This window comes from Shewanella sp. BC20 (assembly GCF_003129585.1).
Classification (GTDB): Bacteria; Pseudomonadota; Gammaproteobacteria; order Enterobacterales; family Shewanellaceae; genus Shewanella; species Shewanella seohaensis.
The window spans coordinates 48,425-68,657 of the sequence record NZ_NHRI01000016.1 but is presented as its reverse complement, the minus strand read 5'-3'; the positions used below and the strand labels follow the sequence as shown (position 1 = coordinate 68,657).

General features: G+C 48.8%; 12 protein-coding genes and 1 pseudogene. 6 read left to right on the top strand and 7 right to left on the bottom strand.

Features of this window, described 5'->3' with window-relative positions:
* The first annotated feature begins 70 nt into the window (after positions 1 to 70).
* A pseudogene (locus tag CBX96_RS16160) lies at positions 71 to 1,258 on the top strand (multidrug effflux MFS transporter).
* Positions 1,259 to 1,340: 82 nt separating this feature from the next.
* On the opposite strand, the gene CBX96_RS16155 reads toward CBX96_RS16160, so the two are convergent.
* From CBX96_RS16155 to CBX96_RS16140, 4 genes are all read right to left on the bottom strand, one after another.
* Positions 1,341 to 4,496, bottom strand: coding sequence for a multidrug efflux RND transporter permease subunit (locus CBX96_RS16155; protein ID WP_109287373.1), 3,156 nt, complete (start codon positions 4,494 to 4,496; stop codon positions 1,341 to 1,343).
* On the bottom strand, positions 4,496 to 5,608 hold the full coding sequence (locus CBX96_RS16150) for an efflux RND transporter periplasmic adaptor subunit (RefSeq protein ID WP_109287372.1): 1,113 nt from the start codon (positions 5,606 to 5,608) through the stop codon (positions 4,496 to 4,498). The genes CBX96_RS16155 and CBX96_RS16150 overlap by 1 nt, the downstream gene beginning before the upstream one ends.
* 199 nt (positions 5,609 to 5,807) lie before the next feature.
* Positions 5,808 to 6,602 carry an ABC transporter substrate-binding protein gene (locus CBX96_RS16145; protein ID WP_109287371.1) on the bottom strand — a complete coding sequence of 265 codons (795 nt, stop codon included), beginning with the start codon at positions 6,600 to 6,602 and terminating at the stop codon, positions 5,808 to 5,810.
* A 293-nt stretch (positions 6,603 to 6,895) separates the two neighbouring features.
* Positions 6,896 to 8,053 carry a metallophosphoesterase gene (locus tag CBX96_RS16140; RefSeq protein WP_109287370.1) on the bottom strand — a complete coding sequence of 386 codons (1,158 nt, stop codon included), beginning with the start codon at positions 8,051 to 8,053 and terminating at the stop codon, positions 6,896 to 6,898.
* A gap of 559 nt (positions 8,054 to 8,612) precedes the next feature.
* Here CBX96_RS16140 and CBX96_RS16135 point away from each other — a divergent pair.
* The gene (locus CBX96_RS16135; protein ID WP_109287369.1) at positions 8,613 to 12,305 is read left to right on the top strand and encodes a pilus assembly protein; all 3,693 of its coding nucleotides are present in this window, start codon (positions 8,613 to 8,615) and stop codon (positions 12,303 to 12,305) included.
* 37 nt (positions 12,306 to 12,342) lie between these two features.
* Positions 12,343 to 12,660, top strand: a complete 318-nt coding sequence (locus CBX96_RS16130; protein ID WP_258294807.1) for a TapY2 family type IVa secretion system protein — start codon at positions 12,343 to 12,345, stop codon at positions 12,658 to 12,660.
* A 127-nt stretch (positions 12,661 to 12,787) separates the two neighbouring features.
* Here CBX96_RS16130 and CBX96_RS16125 read toward each other — a convergent pair whose 3' ends face one another.
* Positions 12,788 to 13,441, bottom strand: a complete 654-nt coding sequence (locus CBX96_RS16125) for a DsbA family protein (RefSeq protein ID WP_109287367.1) — start codon at positions 13,439 to 13,441, stop codon at positions 12,788 to 12,790.
* Positions 13,442 to 13,563: 122 nt separating this feature from the next.
* Positions 13,564 to 14,463 carry an MBL fold metallo-hydrolase gene (locus tag CBX96_RS16120; protein ID WP_109287366.1) on the bottom strand — a complete coding sequence of 300 codons (900 nt, stop codon included), beginning with the start codon at positions 14,461 to 14,463 and terminating at the stop codon, positions 13,564 to 13,566.
* 187 nt (positions 14,464 to 14,650) lie between these two features.
* Here CBX96_RS16120 and CBX96_RS16115 point away from each other — a divergent pair, with 187 nt between their 5' ends.
* Positions 14,651 to 15,574, top strand: a complete 924-nt coding sequence (locus CBX96_RS16115) for a LysR family transcriptional regulator (RefSeq protein ID WP_109287365.1) — start codon at positions 14,651 to 14,653, stop codon at positions 15,572 to 15,574.
* A 265-nt stretch (positions 15,575 to 15,839) separates the two neighbouring features.
* Positions 15,840 to 16,847, top strand: coding sequence for a TIGR00341 family protein (locus CBX96_RS16110; protein ID WP_011716198.1), 1,008 nt, complete (start codon positions 15,840 to 15,842; stop codon positions 16,845 to 16,847).
* A gap of 76 nt (positions 16,848 to 16,923) precedes the next feature.
* On the opposite strand, the gene ettA is transcribed toward CBX96_RS16110, so the two are convergent.
* Complete coding sequence (gene ettA / locus CBX96_RS16105) at positions 16,924 to 18,591, bottom strand: energy-dependent translational throttle protein EttA (RefSeq protein ID WP_011621884.1); 1,668 nt, start codon at positions 18,589 to 18,591, stop codon at positions 16,924 to 16,926.
* 190 nt (positions 18,592 to 18,781) lie between these two features.
* Between ettA and glyA the strand changes: the two genes are divergently transcribed.
* Positions 18,782 to 20,035: a serine hydroxymethyltransferase gene (gene glyA / locus CBX96_RS16100; RefSeq protein WP_011625551.1), complete on the top strand. Its 1,254-nt coding sequence runs from the start codon at positions 18,782 to 18,784 to the stop codon at positions 20,033 to 20,035.
* The last annotated feature ends 198 nt before the right edge of the window (positions 20,036 to 20,233 follow it).

Sequence of the window (20,233 nt, the reverse complement as noted above, 5' to 3'; positions counted from 1 at the left end):
TCTTTGACAAGTATGGAGCGCCGTTTTGGTTTATCGGTTAACACTGAAAGGCTAAAACGTACCTAAAATCATGAAAATAAAACCACCACTCTGGCTGTGCGTGCTGTTGATGATGTTTCCGCAAATTATGGAAACCATCTATAGCCCGGCTTTGCCAAATATTGCAGAAAACTTTGCGGTGTCTGTTACCAGCGCCTCGCAAACCTTATCCGTGTACTTCATCGCCTTTGCTGTAGGCGTATTTTGCTGGGGTCGTTTAGCTGACATCATTGGTCGCCGCAACGCCATGCTTGCGGGCTTAGTCTGTTATGCCATTGGTTCAGCCTTCGCGTTGATGATTAGCGACTTTACTCTGCTGTTGCTGGCGCGCGTATTATCGGCCTTTGGTGCGGCAGTGGGGTCTGTCATTACTCAAACCATGATGCGTGACAGTTACAGCGGGGAGGAATTGGCCAAAGTCTTTTCGGTGATGGGCATGTCTCTTGGGATTAGCCCCATTATCGGATTGCTATTGGGGAGTCTCCTCAGTGCTTATTGGGGATATCAAGGTGTGTTTGTCGCCCTGATGGTTTCTGCCATAGTGCTGTTGTTTTTGTCGGTAAAATCTTTGCCCGAAACTAGGCCTGCACATACCCAATAAATCGCGATAGTTGAGTTAGCTATCAAGATGCTTACCGACAGTGGGATAATTAAAAACACCTTGCTGGTGGCCTCATTTAACTTGATGTGGTTTAGCTACTTTTCATTGGCGCCATTTATGTTTGAGGCGCAAGGGTTGTCGACGCTTGCCTTCGGGATGAGTGGGTTGTTATTGGGCTTTGGCGCATTCCTTGGCAGTTATTTTAATAAACTATTACTCGGCAGAGGTTACTCCAGTGCACTATTAGTGCGGTTAGCAAGCCTTATTGCACTATTCGGAGGACTCGGTATTTGGCTGTTCCAATCGACAGATATTGGCTTGGATAATGTTTACTTCTTACTACCCATGCTGTTGATTGTGATTGCTTATGGGATCGCAATTCCCAATATCTTAAGCTCGGCGCTGGCAAACTACCGCGCTTATGCTGGTTCTGCTGGCGCGCTATTTGGACTGTTTTATTACATTCTGTTAGGGCTAGGTTTAGGCGCTGCAGGCATGGTAAGCCATCTTGGGGGCGTGATTAGCTTCGCGGCGCTGCTTTGTGTGGGGCTTGGTTTGACGAGCTTGACTAACTTGACGAGCTTGACTGGGCGAAGAGGGAGCGGTTCTCAGACTTAAATAAAAAAGCCAAGGGGCAACGACTCCCTTGGCTTTATGGTTTTAATAAACATCCTATGCCGTTTCGCTTTACCGTATCGCGCTAGGCTTTGGCTGTTTGTTCCTGTTGTTTAGCCGCCTCTTGCGCTGCTAATTCTTGAGCCGCTAATTCTTGTGCTTTGATGGCCGCCTCGAGTTTGGCCTCAACATAACCCGGTGAATGGGTCGCGGCCGAGATTAAACGGTACATGGCCGGGATCACGAACAGGGTTACAAAAGTGGCGAAGGCCATGCCGAAGAACACTACAGTACCCACGGCAATCCGACTTTCAGAGCCCGCGCCCGATGAGAAGATCAGCGGCACTGCGCCCACTAAGGTGGTGAAGGCTGTCATCAAAATGGGGCGTAAGCGACGAGTCGAAGCGTCGATAATGGCTTTATCTAGGGCTAAACCTCGGTCACGCAATTGGTTGGCAAACTCGACGATTAAGATACCGTTTTTAGTCACCATACCAATCAACATGATCATTCCAATCTGGCTATAGATGTTAATGCCTTGACTGGTGACCAACAGGCCGAGGAAGCCACCGAATACCCCCATAGGCACGGTAAACATCACCACTAAAGGGTTGATAAAGCTTTCAAATTGCGCCGCCAGAACCAGATAAGCCACTAGGAGCGCTAAACCGAACACGATTAAGATGCTGCTCTGGTTTTCTTTAAAGTCCTTAGATTCGCCGGTATAACCGATGGAAATATCCTTAGGTAATAACTCAATCGCCTTATTATCCAAAAACTTCAAGGCTTCGCCCAAGGTGTAGCCTTTACTGATGTTGGCCTTAAGGGTGATCGATTTTTGCTTATTGGTATGGCTAAGTTTTTGTGCCGATGCGACTTCTTCGATATGGGTTAGGGTATCGAGCGTCACTAATTCGCCCTTAGCCGAGCGCATATAGATTTGGCTCAAATCGCCAACGTTGTTAAAGCTGTTTTCATCGCCGCGCAGATACACATCGTACTCTTCGCCTCGGTCGACATAGGTGGTTTCTTTACGACCGCCGAGCATCACTTCTAAGGTTTGCGAGACTTCATCGACGCTGATCCCAAGCTCCGCCGCCCGTTCTTTATCGACGGTGACGATAAGCTCCGGCGTGGTTTCGGCATAATCTAAATCCGCGCCTTCCATCATAGGACTGGCATTGGCTTCTTCTTTTAATACCTGCGCCCATTTAAACAGCTCGGCGTAATCTGAGCCGCCGAGGACGAATTGTACTGGCTCACTCGATTGGCCCCTAAAGCCTGGCATCATAGGGCGAACCATCACGTCGGGAATGTCTTTTAAGGCGTTGCTGATAATGCCAAGGGCTTGCTGCGCCGTGACATGGCGATGTTCCCAGTCCTCTAACTGCATGATCACAAAGCCAGTTTGATCGCCAGCGCGTCCACCGAAGGCGGGGGCTTGAACGCTAAAAGAACGTAACACGCCTTGGCCGAGCAGGGGCATCAATCGGTCTTCGACTATGTCCATGTTCGCTGTCATACGGTTATAGCTAGTGCCTTCGGCGCCTTTTACGAAGGCGAACAGTACGCCGCGGTCTTCCTGCGGTGCTAACTGTGAGGGCACTTGTTGCATTAACCAGGCACTGCCGCCAACGCAGGCGAGGATCACCAGTGGCGCCAACCATTTAAAACGGATCGCCTGAGTCACGCCAACACGGTAAACCTTTTCCATGCGGGCAAAACCACTGTCGACGAAACGGTTAAAACGGTTCGGTTTAACATTGGCTTTGAGCAGTTTGCTACTCAGTACTGGCGTCAGCGTCAGGGCGATAAGTGAAGAAAACAGTACGGATACCGCCAGCATTACCGAGAACTCGGTAAAGAGTAAACCGACCATGCCCTCCATAAAGGAAATCGGCAGGAACACCATGACTAACACGGCTGTGGTGGCCACAACCGCAAAACCTACTTCCCGCGTGCCTTTGTAAGCGGCGAGCAGCGGCTCTTCACCGCGCTCAATATGGTGAAAGATGTTCTCTACCACGACGATGGCATCGTCAACGACAAGACCGATAGCGAGAATTAATGCCATTAGAGTCAATAGGTTAATCGAGTAGCCAAACATATTGGCGGCAATAAAGGCCGAAATCAGCGACACAGGTACTGTCACCGCGGGGATGAGGGTCGCTCTGGCTTGGCCGATAAAGATGTACAGCACTAATACCACAAGGGCCCCTGTCACATAGAGGGTGTTGTACACCTCGTTAATTGAGCGGTCGATAAAGACGGTTGAGTCAAAGTCCACCACTAGGCTTGTGCCTTCGGGGAGAAAGTCTTGAATTCTATCGACTTCTTTATGGACTTCCTGCGCCACAATCAAAGGGTTCGCATCGGACTGAGTGATGACGCCTAAGCTTAAGTTAACGATACCATCGCTCTTAAAGGTGGAGTTTTCGTTCTGGGCGCCAACGGCCACATCCGCCACATCCTTAAGATAGATAGGCGTGCCATCGCTGGCGGTGCGAACCACTAGATAGTCAAAGTCCTTCGGGGTGTAATAGAGTCGCTTAGTGCGCACTGACATCACAGTGGTATCGTTACGTACTTGACCGCCCGGGGTTTCGACGTTTTCTTTACGCAGTGCGTTAATAATGTCGGTGACTGTGACATTGCGTCCCGCCATTTGCTCGGGTCTGAGCTTAACGTACATCACCTTGTACAAACCGCCCGAGATGCTGATGGAACTCACGCCGCTGATGAGGCTAAATCTGTCTTCTAATACGCGCTGGGCGTAATCGGTCAGCTGAGTTCTGTCCATTACGCTGGAGCTTAAGTTGACATAGACAGAGGGCTCGCCAGAGCCATTGTCCTTAGAGACCACAGGATCGTTGGCATCTTCAGGCAGGCGGCGCTGGGCACGGGCCACGGCGTCACGCACATCACTCACGCCTTCGGTTAAGTTCCAACCGAGGAGGAATTTCACTGTGATCCGCGAGCTGCCATTACGGGTGGTTGAGGTGATTTCATCGATGCCACTGATCCCCGTGAGTTCATCCTCGAGGGTCTTAGTGATTTGGCTCTCCATAATCGCGGCCGAGGCACCTGAGTAGCTGGTACTGACGGTCACCACTGGGCTTTCGACATCGGGCATTTCCCGTACCGACAGTTTAGTGAAGGACACTAAACCAAACACGCACAACAATAAGCTTAAAACGATCGCGACGACGGGGCGCTTAACGGAAACATCGGACAGCCACATTATTTCGTCTCCGCGGTGTTGACGTCTGATTTAGCTGCAGGACCTTGAGTCTTGTTATTGGCTTCGAGCACGACTTCATTGATCTTTAAGCCATCGCGCATGTTCACTAGCCCTTGCACTACCACTTTGTCGCCAATCTTGAGGCCAGAATCGATAAGCACTTGATCACCCACGCGGGCGCCTAAAATCACTTCGGTGCGATGGGCGATATGGTCCTCGCCAACCACATACACGTAGCGCTTAGTGCCTGAATATTCTAAGGCTTGTACTGGCACAATTGGGGCGGAAATCGGTGGGAAGGTGATGGTCGATGACATCATCATGCCGGGCTTTAAGCGGTTTTTCGCGTTTTCAAATTGCACGCGGATTTTCAGGTTTAAGGTTTCTTCATTCACGCGGGGATCGATAGCGATCACTTTGCCGATAAAGGTTTCACCTGGCCAAGCGCGGCTGGTGGCCGAGACTGGCATACCAATACTCAACTGTGACAGAAAATGTTCGGGGACTTGCAGGTCGAGTCGCATGCTGGATAAATCATCCAAGGTCATCAGCTCAGTGCCTATGCTGACCATTTTGCCTTCGCTGAAGTTAATCAGACCGGTTTTGCCGGCAAAGGGGGCAATCAGCGAATGGTAATGTAAATCCGCCTGCGCCGAGGCGAGTCGTGCTCTGGCGATATCGACACTGGCCTTTTGCGCATCGATTTCGGTTTGGGTGATGGCGTTGCGGCTGATGAGTTTTTCAAATTCCCTGAGTTTACGGGTTTCATCATTTAAAAAGGCATTGGCTTCGGCCACTGCGGCTTGGGCTTTCATATCATCGAGTTCGATAAGTAGCTGGCCTTTTTTGACCGCTTGGTTTGATGTCACTGCGATTTGCTTAATCTTGCCCGTGACTTGCGGTGCGATGACCACAGCGCGATCGGCGGCGAGTTTACCTATGAGTGAAATCGATTGTGCCAGCGGATGTTCAATCACTTCTCCGGTTACCACAGGTACAGTGCGCATTAAATGGGGCGCGCTTTCGGGTTTGGCCGCTTGCAGTACATCACTAAAACTCACAGCGGCGGCAACCGCAGCGACTAAGGCAATGGCTATTATGGTTTTTTTCATTGGAATGATTATCTCGCACAAAGACGGTTAACAGGCGTACGCACTAATGGCGCTATTCTAGTGAATAACCGTCATCAGGTGGGTAAAAGTTTGTAAAGTTAAGCACTCGAAAGTGAAAGAAATTGTGTTTTGTGTCGAGATACCCCATGGCAATCTCATTCGTCCCGTTCGAAGTGGCTAAGATAGCCGAGTTATCTTGCTAAGGATGTGCTTGTGTTCGTATTTTCTCTATCGGATCTAAGCTGGATTGAATTTGCGGATATTGGCTTAAAATCGCGTCAAGACGGCCATCCTGGGCCATGCTTTCAAGGCCTTTATTAAACTCATCGACTAAGGTGGCCTGATCGGCAACCGCTAACGATACCCCTAAATGGAATACCTCAGTTGCTATGGGGTCGCCAACTTGTTCAAGGGCATTAAGATACTCATCGCCATGTTGCTTGATTAAATATTGGGCAAGATTGTAACCAATCAGCACTAAGTCGATGCGTTTTAGAAACAATTTCTTAAGATTCATCTCATCGGAATTGCCTTCCTCTGTGGTTAACCCTGCTGCGGCAATCTCGGGCGGATTGGCGTAGCCGCGACCAATGCCTATGGTGAAGGGCTTAAGCTCACTCAATTGACTAAAATGTAAGGGGTTATCTTTACGTTTAAAGAACACTATCTGTACGGCTTGTATGGGATCGGAATAGTGCGCCCATTGCTCACGTTCTTTGCGATACCAAAGGCCAATAATGCCATCGGCTTGGCCGGTTTTGACTAGCAAGGCTGCCCGCGCGAAGGGATAGAATTTTACACTGGCATGGTAGCCGCGACGTTTAAAGGCTTCTTTGACGACGAGAGCGACGCCGCCTTGATCGGCTAACTCACTGGTATAAAAGGGAGGATAGTTAGTTGCGACCAGTGTTAACTCTCGCCCCGCTAAACTAGGTGCGGATAATCCTAAGAGCTGTAATACAAGGCTAATCTTGATTAGCGACTTGAAACCCATACTTATCCTTTAAATAGACAGAGCCACTTTGCTGAGTATAGGGGCTGTTTAGGCCTTGAGCGGGAATTTTGTGTAATGGTTCTGCTGTGTTGAAAACAGTGGAGGCGAATGGTGGCAACAACGATGACTAACGTTAGGGATAACTCTTAACGAAAGGGGAAGTGAAGCTATTGCTTTGACCAATAAATAGGGCTTATGGGGAAAGCCCATAAGCCCTTAATTATCTTGCTCTGTGCTTATCTTCGAGCCGGGCTTATTTTAAAGCTTGCTCTTGTTTAACGCGCTACTGGTATTTAAAGCTTTACCTGTTCACCTTGGTACAGACCACGGGTGAGCTTGTCTTGATCTATCAGTAATAGCTCGCCCGATTGACCATTCTTAATGCTGCTATCAATCGCAATGATTTTATTATGATAAAGACCAAGAACTCGATCCTGCGAGGTGTGGCCAACTATGATGTGGTTAACCTTAAAGTAGTTAAGGATCTGGTCAATCTCTTGTTCATTAAGCGCGTCTTTAAAGTAGCCACGGTACCAAGTTGGGCCGTTGGTGAAGAACAGGAAGTTCAGCAGATCGTTTTGTTTTAAATCTTCTTTTTTATCGTCTAAATGTTGGCGAAATAACTGATTGGCATCACTGATATTGAGTTTACGCTCGACCCATTCAGGGCTTATTCCGCCGTGCATAAACAGCAGATTATTGATTTTCACCAGAGTATTTTTACTGCGAAGCCAACGGCCGATTTCGGTGTCTTTGTTGTAGAGCGCATCATAGCTGCGATTGAGTAATTCTGCCGAGGTTTGATAGCGCTCATTCACATAACGTAAGTCGCCGCGAAACACCATTTGCTCGTGGTTGCCCATGAGTAAATGTAATCGACCACCGGCGGCTTGGGCTTGCTTATCTAACTCATATAAAAACCACAGAACTTCGTTAACTTGATGACCGCGGTCGAACATATCGCCCGTCATCACCATATGGCCATCACCAAAGGCCCAACGATTTTGGTCATCGATAATTTTGTGCGCCTTAAGCAAGTTAATCATCACATCAAATTGGCCATGCACATCGCTCAGGGCCACAATTTTACCCGCGTGGGTATAAGTGTCGGCTTCAACTTGAGGCGCTTCGCTATGGCGTAATGGCTGTGGCAAGTTGCCGCAATCATTTGGGCGAGCCAATTGATTGTTTGCGATAGGGGTTTGTTTTAACTCACTCTGGCAGATCCAATAGGCGGTATTTTCTTGTCCTTGGTTGAGAAACACATAGGGGCCATCAGTGACCGGGGAGCTTGGCTCTGCACTATAACTTGCAACGGAAAATAAGCTGAGCAGGGTCAATAAGACTCCCTGAGCGGCGAGCGTGCGACGTTTTGGGGTTGATTCGGACGAATACACATCCTGCGATGGGCTGTTGGCATGGGGGAGGCCAGATTCAGAGACTAAGTGCATTCGATGTTCCTTATATCGTTTTACGCCGCCTATTTAGGGTTGGTTAGCATAATGTTAATAATTAGATGCAGCAAGGGGCATAAAGATGGGATATTTTCATGATGGACTCACTGAATGCCTAAAATACCGCTAAAAGGATAGCGATAATTGAGCATCGAAATCGGATATCAAGATAGAGAGTTGAAATTGCCTTATCATATTTTACGCATATTTTAATGCTTTATTTTGGAATTAATTTTAAACGGGAGGTATACGGTTACTTTTAAATAAATTATTTCTGACACCTTTAAATGATGACTTTTAAGTGATTATTTTTAGTGCGCATCATTGTGATCTTGTTGATACATATTTATCAGTTTAAATAGTTTTGTTTATTTATTGCCAAAGAAGTGTTGATAATGGTAAAAGTCAGTTCGTGTTACCTAATGCTATGATTTTACTGGTTTCCATTCGGTAATGGTGTTGGTCGTTATGGCATCGGCTTTATTGTTAATCTGTGGATTAATAATAAAGCGCTAGGTGAAAGTGTTTTTATCTAAATAACAGATATGCGTACTGTATGATTCCGTCTTTATTAACATGCCAGCCTAATAATGGGGTGGCGTCCTCGCTTGCTCGTGCTTCTTCACTGATATCCCTGAACACTCGACCACAAAACGTTCGCCATACGTTAACGTCAGTCATTTCTCTTATTCTGTCGAGTGTAATTGTGAGTGCGGCCAGTTTATTTATGGCGCCGACTCACGCCGATGACACAGAGCTTTATGTTTTCGAAGCGTCCGCCCGTAATGGCTCGCGTCCACAGGTGCTGATTATTTTCGACAACTCGGGCAGCATGAGCAGTCTCGCCTATGATGTCGAGGCGCCCTACGAGAATAAACGCGGTGTAAATTATGCCCAATCGGGTAATTTATTCTATAGCCGAGGCTCATCGGAAAACGAGGCTGCGCCCAACCCTAATTCAGGGCGGGAAAAACGTAAGTTCAAAGGGGCTCTCAATGGCTGCGAAAGCTCATGGGAATATCTGAATCGTTACGGCACCTTTACGGGGTTCTTTAGGGAATATGGTTTTTCGGGAAGCTCGGGGTCTTGGAGAGAGTTTTCAGAGCTTAACGGCAGTTCCATTTCCGCCGTCGACTGTTTTGAGGATATTCAGGAAAACAAGTTCGGTAACGCGGCAGGTGAAGCTCAAGGTTTACCCGTGGATAGCTTAGGGACGGCGAGCAAACCGGTTCGTTACACTAAAGCCAGTATTAACTCGTCAGACAGTGTAAAGTCCGCGGCCAAGGCGAAGGCGGAAAAGACCGCGTTTGGTACTGGTAAAGTGGTTACCGTCTATACCGAAGATTACTTAAACTGGCTGCATGGTCCTAAAACTAGGGTCAATAAAACGCGACTGGCCTTGGCTAAAGATGCTATTGAAAGTGTGATTTTAACCACGCCGGGTGTGGATTTTGGTCTAGCGATTTTCAATATGAATGGCCCCTATGATGGGCAGCGTGACGGTGGGCGGATTATCTCTGGGATTAAGCCGATGTCCGCTGCAGCTAAAATTGATCTGCTCAAAGGGGTTAATGGCATTAACTATGCTCAAAATACTCCCTTATGCGAAACCCTCTATGAGGCGTACCGCTATTTCGGCGGGCAGAGTCAGTATTTTGGTGACGACGACAGCGATTACCATTATTACGACCGCTGGGGGCGCTATCAGGGGACTTACGAAGCGAACGTCAATCCTTTTACCGATCCCAATGCATTGGTAAAGTTTACAAATAACTATAACTCGCCCTTCAAACCTTGCCAAAACGACGCCTATATCATCTATATCACCGATGGTGAACCCACCTTGGATAACGCGGCCGATGGTTTGGTGGAGCAGTTAACCAAAGGTGTGGGAAAACATACCTCAAGCCCCGTCAGTTACCTCAGTGCACTTTCGGGCTGGATGAGAAACGAAGACGTCAATCCTAATTCAGCGGGTAAACAAACCGTTAGAACCTTTACCATCGGTTTTAGTGAAGGTGCTGCAAGTGCCGAACATTTGCTGAAACAGACCGCCGAAAATGGCGGAGGTAAGTATTTCGATGCGACCGATGCTAGTAAATTACGCTCTTCATTACAAACAGCCCTGAACAATATCCTCGAAAAAAATGCCAGCTTTACCTCTCCCTCGGTGGCAAGTAATAACTTTAACCGAACACAAACCTTTGATTCCGCTTATTACTCTATGTTTTTGCCGAACAAAGGACCGAGATGGTTAGGCAATATCAAGAAATTTAAGGTGACCAGTAGTGGTGATGTTGTCGATAGCAAAGGCAACAATGCGATAGGCGAAGATGGCAACATCAAAGCCGAGGCCTGCTCCTATTGGACCTCGGCCGAAGAGTGTGGTGCGAGTGGCGATGGTAACGATGTGAAGCGGGGTGGTGTGCTAGGTGCAATGCAGCAGGCGAGTAGTCGCACCTTGTACAGTAATTTAGGCACGGGATTAAGCCCGTTTACCCTGTCGAATGCCTCTCGCAAAGCGGGGGGCGATGCCCGTTTGGCCTTGTATATGGGGGTCGATGAAACTGAGCTTAGCGAGCATTTTGATTGGGCCAAGGGCATCGATGTCGATAATGACAAGAATCAGGACCTCAGTGCCGCGAGTGGCGCAACCCCCAATTGGCGCGCCGATATTATGGGGGATGCTTTACATTCCAAACCCTTAGCACTCAATTTTGGCTCTGAAGATCAGCCCGATATTCGGATTATCGTGGGGACTAACCATGGGGTCCTGCATATGTTCAAGGATGAAGGCGATAGCGTGTCTGAGACTTGGGGTTTTATCCCCTATGAGTTGCTGCCGAATTTTCGCGATCTGAAGGCGAACGCGCCAACGGGCGTGCACTCGGTATACGGTATTGATGGCTCGCCAGTCGCTTACACCAAAATGCAGGGCAAACGTATTGAAAAAGCGTGGGTGTTTGTGGGGATGCGCCGTGGGGGAAACGCTTATTATGCCCTCGATATCACCTCTCCCGATAATCCTACTTTTATGTGGAGGATTGATGCCAGCTCACCGGGAATGGGCGAGTTAGGTCAATCCTGGTCGACGCCTGTCGTCACCACGATTCCGAGTGCCACTGGGGATAAACCCGTGCTTATCTTCGGTGCGGGATATACCCCCGCGACCAAGGATGGCGCCGAGATTGGCAGTGACGATAGCCAAGGCCGAGGCGTGTTTATTGTCGACGCCGAAACGGGTGCGTTAATCCATCAATTTGGTGGCAGTGGCGCAAACACCCAACTGCCAGGGATTGCCAACAGTATTCCGAGCAGCGTTGCCGTGTTAGACGGTAATGGTGATGGAAGAACGGATAGGATCTATGCCACAGACACACAAGGGAATGTGTGGCGAATGGACATGCCTTCTGCAAATACCTCGACCTGGTCGGGATTTAAATTTGCCGCATTAGGGGATAGGAGTTCGGTGGCAAGTGACAGACGATTCTTCTCCGGCCCCACGGTCGCGCAGACCATTATCACCAATACCTTCGAGTTGACTCAGGTGGTCAACGGAAAATCGACCAAGACAGTGACGAAGCAGAATATTCCCTACGATGCCGTAGTGGTGGGCAGCGGTCACAGGGCAAAACCTAACGATGTGTCCCGTTCGGATATGTTTTTTGCCTTGCAAGATAGGAATGTTGTGACCCAATCATTCCAAGGTAAGTCTAATCAAAAGCCAGTGCCGAGTGCCTTAACCTTAAGTGATTTATACGATGTGACTACGGCGGCGCCAAGCAACCAAGCTAGTGAAATCGCCTTTGGCAAAAAACGGGGTTGGTACTATCAGTTCCCTCTGAAAGGTCAAAAGAGCCTTTCGTCTGCAATTATTGTTGGCGGTGCTGTCCAGTTTACTAGCTTTGCGCCTGGCAGTGATGCTTCGGAGGACCAATGTTTAAGTTCGGGTAGGGGATTTCTTCATAAGAGAAATTTACAGAAGGGAACAAATGGTTACAGAACCGATTTCTTATATGCCGGTGAACTGGTTTTGGATACGCCACAATTGGTCATTCCCCCGGTTGCACAGCCCGATGACCCCAATACACAGCCCGATGCTCCGAATGCTAAAGCTCCTACGCAGGATATGTTTTTGATTGGGATTGGTAAGGCAGTGCCTGAGGAGGCGACCTGCGAGAGTGGTAATCCTAAGTGTATAGGCAGTTGGCCAAAGGCTCGTAAGATTTACTACTACGTAGATCAATGATGCAAAGCCTAAATAAATCAAGATGAGTGATAGCTTAATGATGAAATATGGTGCCTTTTGCTTGTTGTTATGGGGTCTTCAATGGCCTGCGATGGCGGCAGAAAAAGAGAAACGACAGGATTACAAATGTTATTTAGAAACGAATCAAGGAGTTAAGTTGATGCGTTTCTCCTGGTTTGAATCTAAAGCCGAGCAGTATCAACAGTCTTTACCCGGAACAAAATTACCCCGTTTACCACAGGATAAGCCGATAGCACTCTATGTTAAGACGGTGCTGGAATGCGTGAAAAAGACGGAGAGTTTTACCCTCGAAGAGGCCAAGCAGGCCGAGCTTGCTCCTGAAAATCAAGGTTGACCGGTTTTCTAAGTCTTTAAAAAACCTAGAAAATCGCTTTGTGCTCAGGACTAAAATATTACGCCTTAGGTAGTAAACTTCCTAAGGCGTATGCTTTTAAACACCAACTTGATAAGAAAGCTGCCGATTAGGATAGCTGCTCATTCAGATATTCAAGCCACTTCGAGGGTTGACCGTAAAAGCGGCTGTGATTGAGAAGCTTTAAGTGACCTTCACTGGTCTCTAGCGCCACGGAGGGAAACCCTTGAGCGCCGAGCTGATTCATTAATGCTCGTGAAGCGACGATATGTTGATAAAGGGCTTCTTCATTTTCGGCGTATTCTCGGGCAAAGGCGGCGCCATCTATGCCCAATTTTTCCGCTAAAAGATGCAGGTTATTTTCATCGCTTGCGCACTTGCCATCACGATAATGGCCGAGCTGCATCGCATGCAAGTATGCTAAATCATTGCCACCTAAGGCAGTCACTGCGAGTAACGCCCTGATGGGCAGCGCCGAATCCAATAGGATACTCGTGTCACGCAATAGGCCTTCGTAGTAGTTTTCACCAAAGACTTGTCCGGTTAGTGCGGCAATACGTTGATCATGGGGCATGACATAGTCGCGCCATTGATTATCAATCTGTTTGCGTCTTGGCCCTGTGAGCATGCCGCCTGCGTGGAGTTTGATGGTAAATCCGGCAGCGGCTGCGGCATCAAACAGCGGTGCGGCGGCATAACACCAACCGCACAGAGGGTCGATAATGGCGTGTAAAACGGCCTGTGGATTTTCATTGGTATTCATGGGGACTTCCTATAAAACGGGCTGAACTGGACTTAGCCGTACTGAGCGTTGGCTTTTGCTTGAGTGCAAACCTAGGCTTACATCAGAGTGAATGGGGCTGGGAATACCGTGCCCCGATGCGCTTACATGGGCCAGCGCATTTCACCCATAATCACTTTGGCGCTGATCTCAAGGCCCACATCGCTGGGGATTTGTGGGTAGAGTGCGAGCATCTTGGCGATTAAGTCCGTAGAATTTTTTGCTGTTTTTGCCGCATTTTCAAAGGCATGAATATAGTTGCGGGTAAAGCTAATCGCGCGCTGATCAAATCTTGCCTTGCCAAGATAATGGCCAGGGATCACTGTTTCGGGGGAGAGGGCGCTCATTTTATCCAAATGGGCTAACCAAGCCTGGCGAGACTCGATACTTTGGGTATCAGCTATCCAAACATGGGTATTATCAAATACTTCAACTCCACCAGTGATGGTCTTAGCCGAAGGTACCCATAGGAAGGTATGCTTAGGGTGAGCATCCTCTAGACCTTCAATCAGCACTTGTTCACCATCGATACTAAAGCTATTGGTTGTCACCACCTTTGGCAGCACTAATTGGCTCGGCGCATTGTCCTTTAAAATCGGTCCCCAGTAGGCGAGTTTGCCTTCCATCGAGGCTTTAATATCATCGACCGTGGTTTGGGTTGCGACGATTTCTACCTCGGGGAAGTTTTGCTTAATCACATCCAAACCAAAGTAAAAGTCTGGATCGCTGTGGCTGATATAAACCAAGGTGAGTTTTTTTCCGCTGGCCTTAATGGTATCCACTAAGGTCTGGGCATCATTTTTTTGGAACTGAGCATCGACTAACATCATTTCATGCTCGCCACTGATAAAGCTGGAGGATACGGCAAAGATGCTGTTTTCACCCGGATTAAAATGGCTCACTTGCAAAGGTGCGGCCTGCGCCGTAGCCATTCCTGCCACAAGCATTGCAGCGGCGAATTGGGGTTTGAAGCTGGCTAAGCTTAGGTTATTCAATAGTGTCATTTCAGTTCTCACTTATTCATTCAAATAGGCATTCGGTGATTTGCACTGCTGCAAAAGTGAGCTTAGTTTAGGTTGCAAAAAACGTTAGATAAACACGGAAAACTGCGCTTATTTGTTGCATAATTCGGATGAATTGGCGTTGAAAGCCGAGAATCTAGTGCAAGCTAATCAACAAGGGGAATAAACCATGGATAGACTCGAAGCGGCAAAGGTGTTTGTGACTATTGTTGAACGGGGGAGCATGATTGGCGCCGCCGAGGCGTTAGATATGTCGCGCTCCATGGTGACCCGTTATTTGGCAGAGATGGAAGAATGGTCAGGCGCCCGTTTATTGCACCGCTCTACAAGACGTTTGAGCCTGACCGATGCGGGTGAACAAGTGCTCGATTATTGTCAGCGTTTGCTTGAGTTGGCGCAGGAAGTCCCCGCAGTCAGTCATGCTCAGAGTGCCCAGCCCCGAGGGCTACTGCGGATCAGCTGCTCGCAATTTATGGCGCATTTACTCCTCCCCAGCGTTGTGCGTCCTTATTTAGCCCAATACCCGCAGGCGAGTGTGAACTTTCATGTGACGAGTCAAACCGTTGATTTAGTGGCTGAACGAATCGATCTTGCCATTCGAATCACCAACGAACTCGACCCTACGCTTATCGCCAGACGTTTAGGCGAGTGTGAGTCTGTGGTGTGCGCGGCACCGAGTTATCTTGCCAGCCATTCGGCCATCACGCATCCCGAGGATTTAACTCGGCATAACTGCCTAACCTATTCCTACTTTGGCGATGTGATGTGGCGATTCATTCAAACGCCTATCGCCGCGAAGGCAACGCCAACGCAGGAAGTCGGGCAGATATTCAATATTCCGGTGAAGGGCAACCTAAGTGCCAATGACTCTATGGTGGTGTTAAACGCCACCTTGGCGGGAGAGGGAATTGCCATGCAGCCCCTGTGGGCGGCAAAACCGCACCTCGATTCGGGGGCATTAGTGCCATTGCTGCGGGAATTTAAACCTCAATCCCTAGGCGTGTACGGGGTGTATCAATCCCGCAAACATATGCAGCCCGCATTAAGGGTGATGATGGATATGCTAGTGCAGCATTTTAATGGGGCAATTTAAGGGCGTGATCTTGAATGCGCGAATTGCTAGCAGTGGTTGCATCTCTATGAGATAGCGGTGACTGGGTTGCATTGTTCATTCGACTCTGTCCCAAGCTTAAGTCGTTGCGGAGCAGATATTTAGCCTTGGCTCCTTCCTTCGATTTATATTTTGCGCCAGACACTTAAACCCCATTGCGGCTATTTTCTGTTCAGCTATATTGATTGGGATATTTTTGTTTTAAATGTGCAACTTAGGTCCCATCCTCCCTTGCTGAGCAGACGATATGAGCGAAGATATTAAAGATCACAAAGAAATTACCCGCGCGAATATTCGCGTCAATGCCCAGCTTGATGTGCCCTTTTTGGCGATGAACACCCTAGCGGCCATCATCGCCAGCTACGGACTCTTGGCCAACAGCGCCGCCGTGGTCATTGGTGCCATGATTGTCGCTATGCTATTTTCCCCCATTTTAGGCTTGGCATTAGGACTGGTCGAAGGGGAAAAGCTGCTGGTTCGCCATGCCATTAAGAGTTTAATTGTGGGGAGTATTCTGGTTTATTTCACCGCCTTTTTAATTGGCTTTCTGCATTCCGATATTCCTATCACGCCGGAGATCATGGCAAGAACGGCGCCTAACTTTCTCGATTTGATGGTCGCGTTTGCGGGTGGTGCGGCTGGCGCCTATGCGACCATTTCGCCGCGGTTAAGTACTTCCTTTGTGGGGGTGGCGATTGCTACTGCATTAGTGCCGCCCCTGTGTGCCTCGGCGATATTGCTCGGCCATGGCAATTTTGAACTCGCCCGAGGCGCCTTCTTACTGACGTTTACCAACATAGTCGCCATCCAATTTGTGTCCTCCGTGGTGCTGTGGTTGAACGGTTTCCACGGATTTTATTTTTGGCAAAAAAGCTCGCTGTGGGAGTTGCTGAAACGTAACTTCATTACATTGATTCTGCTGGTTATTTTGATTATTGCCCTCAGCGTGAATCTGCATAATGTGGTGGCAAGACAACTTTATGAGAGCAAAGTGACTCGCATTGTGAGTGAGCAGCTACTCAAGTTCCCCAATATGAGGTTGATTAAAGTCGGCATTGAGGAAGAGGCGAGTCAATGGATAGTGCGGGTCACCGTTGGTGGCATTAAAAAACCAGATGCCAGCTTTGTGCGACTACTGGAGAGTGAGTTGACGCAGACGGGACAAGTAAAACCGGCGACCGTGCGCGTACGTTACTTTCAGGTCGATGTGATTGACCGCGATGGTGATGTGAAAGCGATTCAGGAACAAGATTAGTCGGCATAACCTTTTGTGCATAAAAGAAAAGCCCCGCAATTGCGGGGCTTTTTATGTACCGATAAATGCATCGCGCTTACTTAGTCATACGCTTGTATTTTAAGCGGTGTGGCTCAACCACATCGGCACCATAGGTGTTCTTCAACCACGCCGAGTATTCGGTGTAGTTACCTTCGTAGAAGTTCACTTGTCCTTCGTCGCGGTAGTCCAGAATATGGGTCGCGATACGGTCTAAGAACCAACGGTCGTGCGAGATCACCATAGCGCAACCTGGGAATTCGAGAATCGCTTCTTCCAGTGCGCGCAGGGTTTCAACGTCTAAGTCGTTGGTAGGTTCGTCGAGGAGCAGTACGTTACCGCCAGCCTGCAGCAGTTTAGCTAAGTGAACACGGTTGCGCTCACCGCCCGACAGCGTGCCGATCACTTTTTGCTGATCCGCACCACGGAAGTTGAAGCGGCCCACATAGGCGCGGCTTGGGATTTCCATGTTGTTGATACGCATGATGTCTTGACCACCGGAAATTTCTTGCCAAATGGTGTTCTTGTCATTCATTGAATCGCGGAACTGTTCAACCGACGCCAGTTGCACGGTTTCACCCAGCTCGATGGTGCCGCTATCAGGCTGCTCGCTGCCAGACAGCATGCGGAACAAGGTCGATTTACCTGCACCGTTGGCACCGATAATACCGACGATCGCGCCCTTAGGAATGGAGAACGACAAGTTATCGATCAGAACGCGGTCACCGTAGGATTTGGTTAAGTTCTTCACTTCGATGACTTTGTCACCTAAACGCGGTCCGGGCGGAATAAACAGCTCGTTGGTTTCGTTACGTTTTTGATAATCAGTGGTGTTCAGCTCTTCGAAGCGCGCCATACGGGCTTTGCCCTTAGACTGACGGCCTTTCGCGCCTTGGCGAACCCATTCTAATTCTTTCGCGATGGTCTTTTGACGCGCGCTTTCTGCGGCAGATTCCTGCTTCAAGCGAGCATCTTTTTGCTCAAGCCATGAAGAGTAGTTGCCTTCCCATGGGATACCCTCACCACGGTCAAGTTCTAAAATCCAGCCAGCAGCATTGTCGAGGAAGTAACGGTCGTGGGTAATGGCCACAACAGTGCCCGAGTATTCCTGCAGGAAGTGCTCGAGCCAAGCGACTGATTCGGCGTCCAAGTGGTTGGTGGGTTCGTCGAGCAGCAGCATCTCTGGTTTTTCCAGCAGCAGACGACAAATCGCCACACGGCGACGCTCACCACCCGATAAGACTTCAATCTTCTCATCCCAATCTGGCAGACGCAGCGCATTCGCCGCACGCTCGAGGATGTTGTCTAGATTGTGGGCGTCCTGTGCCTGAATGATGGCTTCGAGTTCACCTTGTTCTTTGGCAAGCGCGTCGAAGTCCGCATCGGGATCGGCGTAAGCCGCATAGACTTCGTCTAAGCGTTTGAGGGCATTTTTGGCTTCAGAAACCGCTTCTTCAATCGCTTCACGCACGGTTTGCGTCGGATCGAGTTTCGGTTCTTGCGGCAGATAACCAATCTTCAGACCGGGCATCGGGCGCGCTTCACCCTCAATTTCGGTATCGATACCGGCCATGATGCGCAGTAGGGTGGATTTACCTGAACCGTTAAGACCTAACACACCGATCTTAGCGCCGGGGAAAAAGCTTAAGGAAATGTCTTTAAGGATCTGCTTCTTAGGAGGAACAACCTTGCCCACCCGCAGCATGCTGTAAACAAACTGAGCCATTTTTCTGCATCTATAAGTGACTAATGATGCGGCTAATTCTACTCGATTGCGCGCCGAACTCAACTCGGCATTGAGGCGAGTTCAAGGTAAAACTGTAGGATTTTCATGTTTCAGAGACTGGGATTGTCGGCTAGTTACGAGTAGAATACCGCGCAACCCTACCTACAAGAATTGGCAGCTGGAGTAAGCAATGCTGAAAAAAGATATGAATATCGCAGATTATGATCCGGAACTGTTCAACGCAATTCAGAACGAAACTCTGCGTCAAGAAGAGCATATTGAGCTGATTGCTTCTGAAAACTACACCAGTCCACGCGTGATGCAAGCGCAAGGTTCACAATTAACCAACAAGTACGCCGAAGGTTACCCAGGCAAGCGTTACTACGGTGGTTGTGAGTATGTGGACGTAGTTGAAACCTTAGCGATTGAGCGTGCAAAACAACTGTTTGGTGCGACTTACGCAAACGTGCAACCTCACTCAGGTTCTCAAGCAAACAGCGCCGTTTACATGGCATTGTTAAAACCAGGCGATACCGTTTTAGGTATGAACCTCGCTCACGGTGGTCACTTGACCCACGGTTCGCCAGTAAACTTCTCCGGTAGACTGTACAACATCATTCCTTACGGCATCGATGAATCAGGTAAGATCGACTATGACGAAATGGAACGTCTGGCGGTTGAACATAAGCCTAAGATGATGATCGGTGGTTTCTCTGCTTACTCAGGCATCGTTGACTGGGCAAGAATGCGCGAAATCGCAGACAAAATCGGTGCTTACCTGTTTGTCGACATGGCGCACGTTGCGGGTCTTATCGCCGCTGGTGTGTATCCAAACCCAGTGCCACATGCGCACGTTGTGACCTCTACTACTCACAAGACCTTAGCCGGTCCTCGTGGCGGTATCATTCTGTCTGCTGCCGATGATGAAGAGCTATACAAAAAGCTGAACTCTGCGGTATTCCCAGGCGGTCAAGGCGGTCCTTTGATGCACGTTATCGCGGGTAAAGCGGTAGCCTTCAAAGAAGCTTTAGAGCCAGAGTTCAAAGCTTACCAACAACAAGTGGTTAAGAACGCTAAAGCCATGGTTGAAGTGTTCTTAGAGCGCGGTTACAAGATCGTTTCTGGCGGTACTGACAACCACTTAATGCTGGTGGACTTAATCGGTCGCGACCTGACGGGTAAAGAAGCCGATGCCGCTTTAGGTAGCGCGAACATCACAGTAAACAAAAACTCTGTGCCAAATGACCCACGTTCTCCATTCGTGACCTCTGGTGTGCGTATCGGTACGCCTGCGATCACTCGCCGTGGCTTTAAAGAAGCTGAAGCGAAAGAGTTAACCGGTTGGATCTGTGACATCCTCGACGATGCCCACAACCCTGCGGTTATCGAGCGCGTAAAAGGCCAAGTATTGGCACTGTGCGCCCGTTTCCCTGTTTACGGTTAATTCGTTAATTTATCTGAATATGAAGGCTGAGTTCACAACTGCTTAGGGTGTCACTCTTAGGTGGTTAACCTCAGCCGATAAATAGGATAAAATCCCATGGCCGCATTAAGCGGCCATTTTTATTGCTAAAATCGTAGACTTAAACCCGCTCGGTTTAAGCGAGAAACAGCGAAAGCCACAGGCTTTATTCCATTCACG

Bases quoted from the DNA above. Each gene is read 5' to 3' on its own strand.
- CBX96_RS16155 (WP_109287373.1), bottom strand. From the start codon at position 4,496: ATGTGGCTGTCCGATGTTTCCGTTAAGCGCCCCGTCGTCGCGATCGTT.
- CBX96_RS16150 (WP_109287372.1), bottom strand. From the start codon at position 5,608: ATGAAAAAAACCATAATAGCCATTGCCTTAGTCGCTGCGGTTGCCGCC.
- CBX96_RS16145 (WP_109287371.1), bottom strand. From the start codon at position 6,602: ATGGGTTTCAAGTCGCTAATCAAGATTAGCCTTGTATTACAGCTCTTA.
- CBX96_RS16140 (WP_109287370.1), bottom strand. From the start codon at position 8,053: ATGCACTTAGTCTCTGAATCTGGCCTCCCCCATGCCAACAGCCCATCG.
- CBX96_RS16135 (WP_109287369.1), top strand. From the start codon at position 8,613: ATGATTCCGTCTTTATTAACATGCCAGCCTAATAATGGGGTGGCGTCC.
- CBX96_RS16130 (WP_258294807.1), top strand. From the start codon at position 12,343: ATGATGAAATATGGTGCCTTTTGCTTGTTGTTATGGGGTCTTCAATGG.
- CBX96_RS16125 (WP_109287367.1), bottom strand. From the start codon at position 13,441: ATGAATACCAATGAAAATCCACAGGCCGTTTTACACGCCATTATCGAC.
- CBX96_RS16120 (WP_109287366.1), bottom strand. From the start codon at position 14,463: ATGACACTATTGAATAACCTAAGCTTAGCCAGCTTCAAACCCCAATTC.
- CBX96_RS16115 (WP_109287365.1), top strand. From the start codon at position 14,651: ATGGATAGACTCGAAGCGGCAAAGGTGTTTGTGACTATTGTTGAACGG.
- CBX96_RS16110 (WP_011716198.1), top strand. From the start codon at position 15,840: ATGAGCGAAGATATTAAAGATCACAAAGAAATTACCCGCGCGAATATT.
- ettA (WP_011621884.1), bottom strand. From the start codon at position 18,591: ATGGCTCAGTTTGTTTACAGCATGCTGCGGGTGGGCAAGGTTGTTCCT.
- glyA (WP_011625551.1), top strand. From the start codon at position 18,782: ATGCTGAAAAAAGATATGAATATCGCAGATTATGATCCGGAACTGTTC.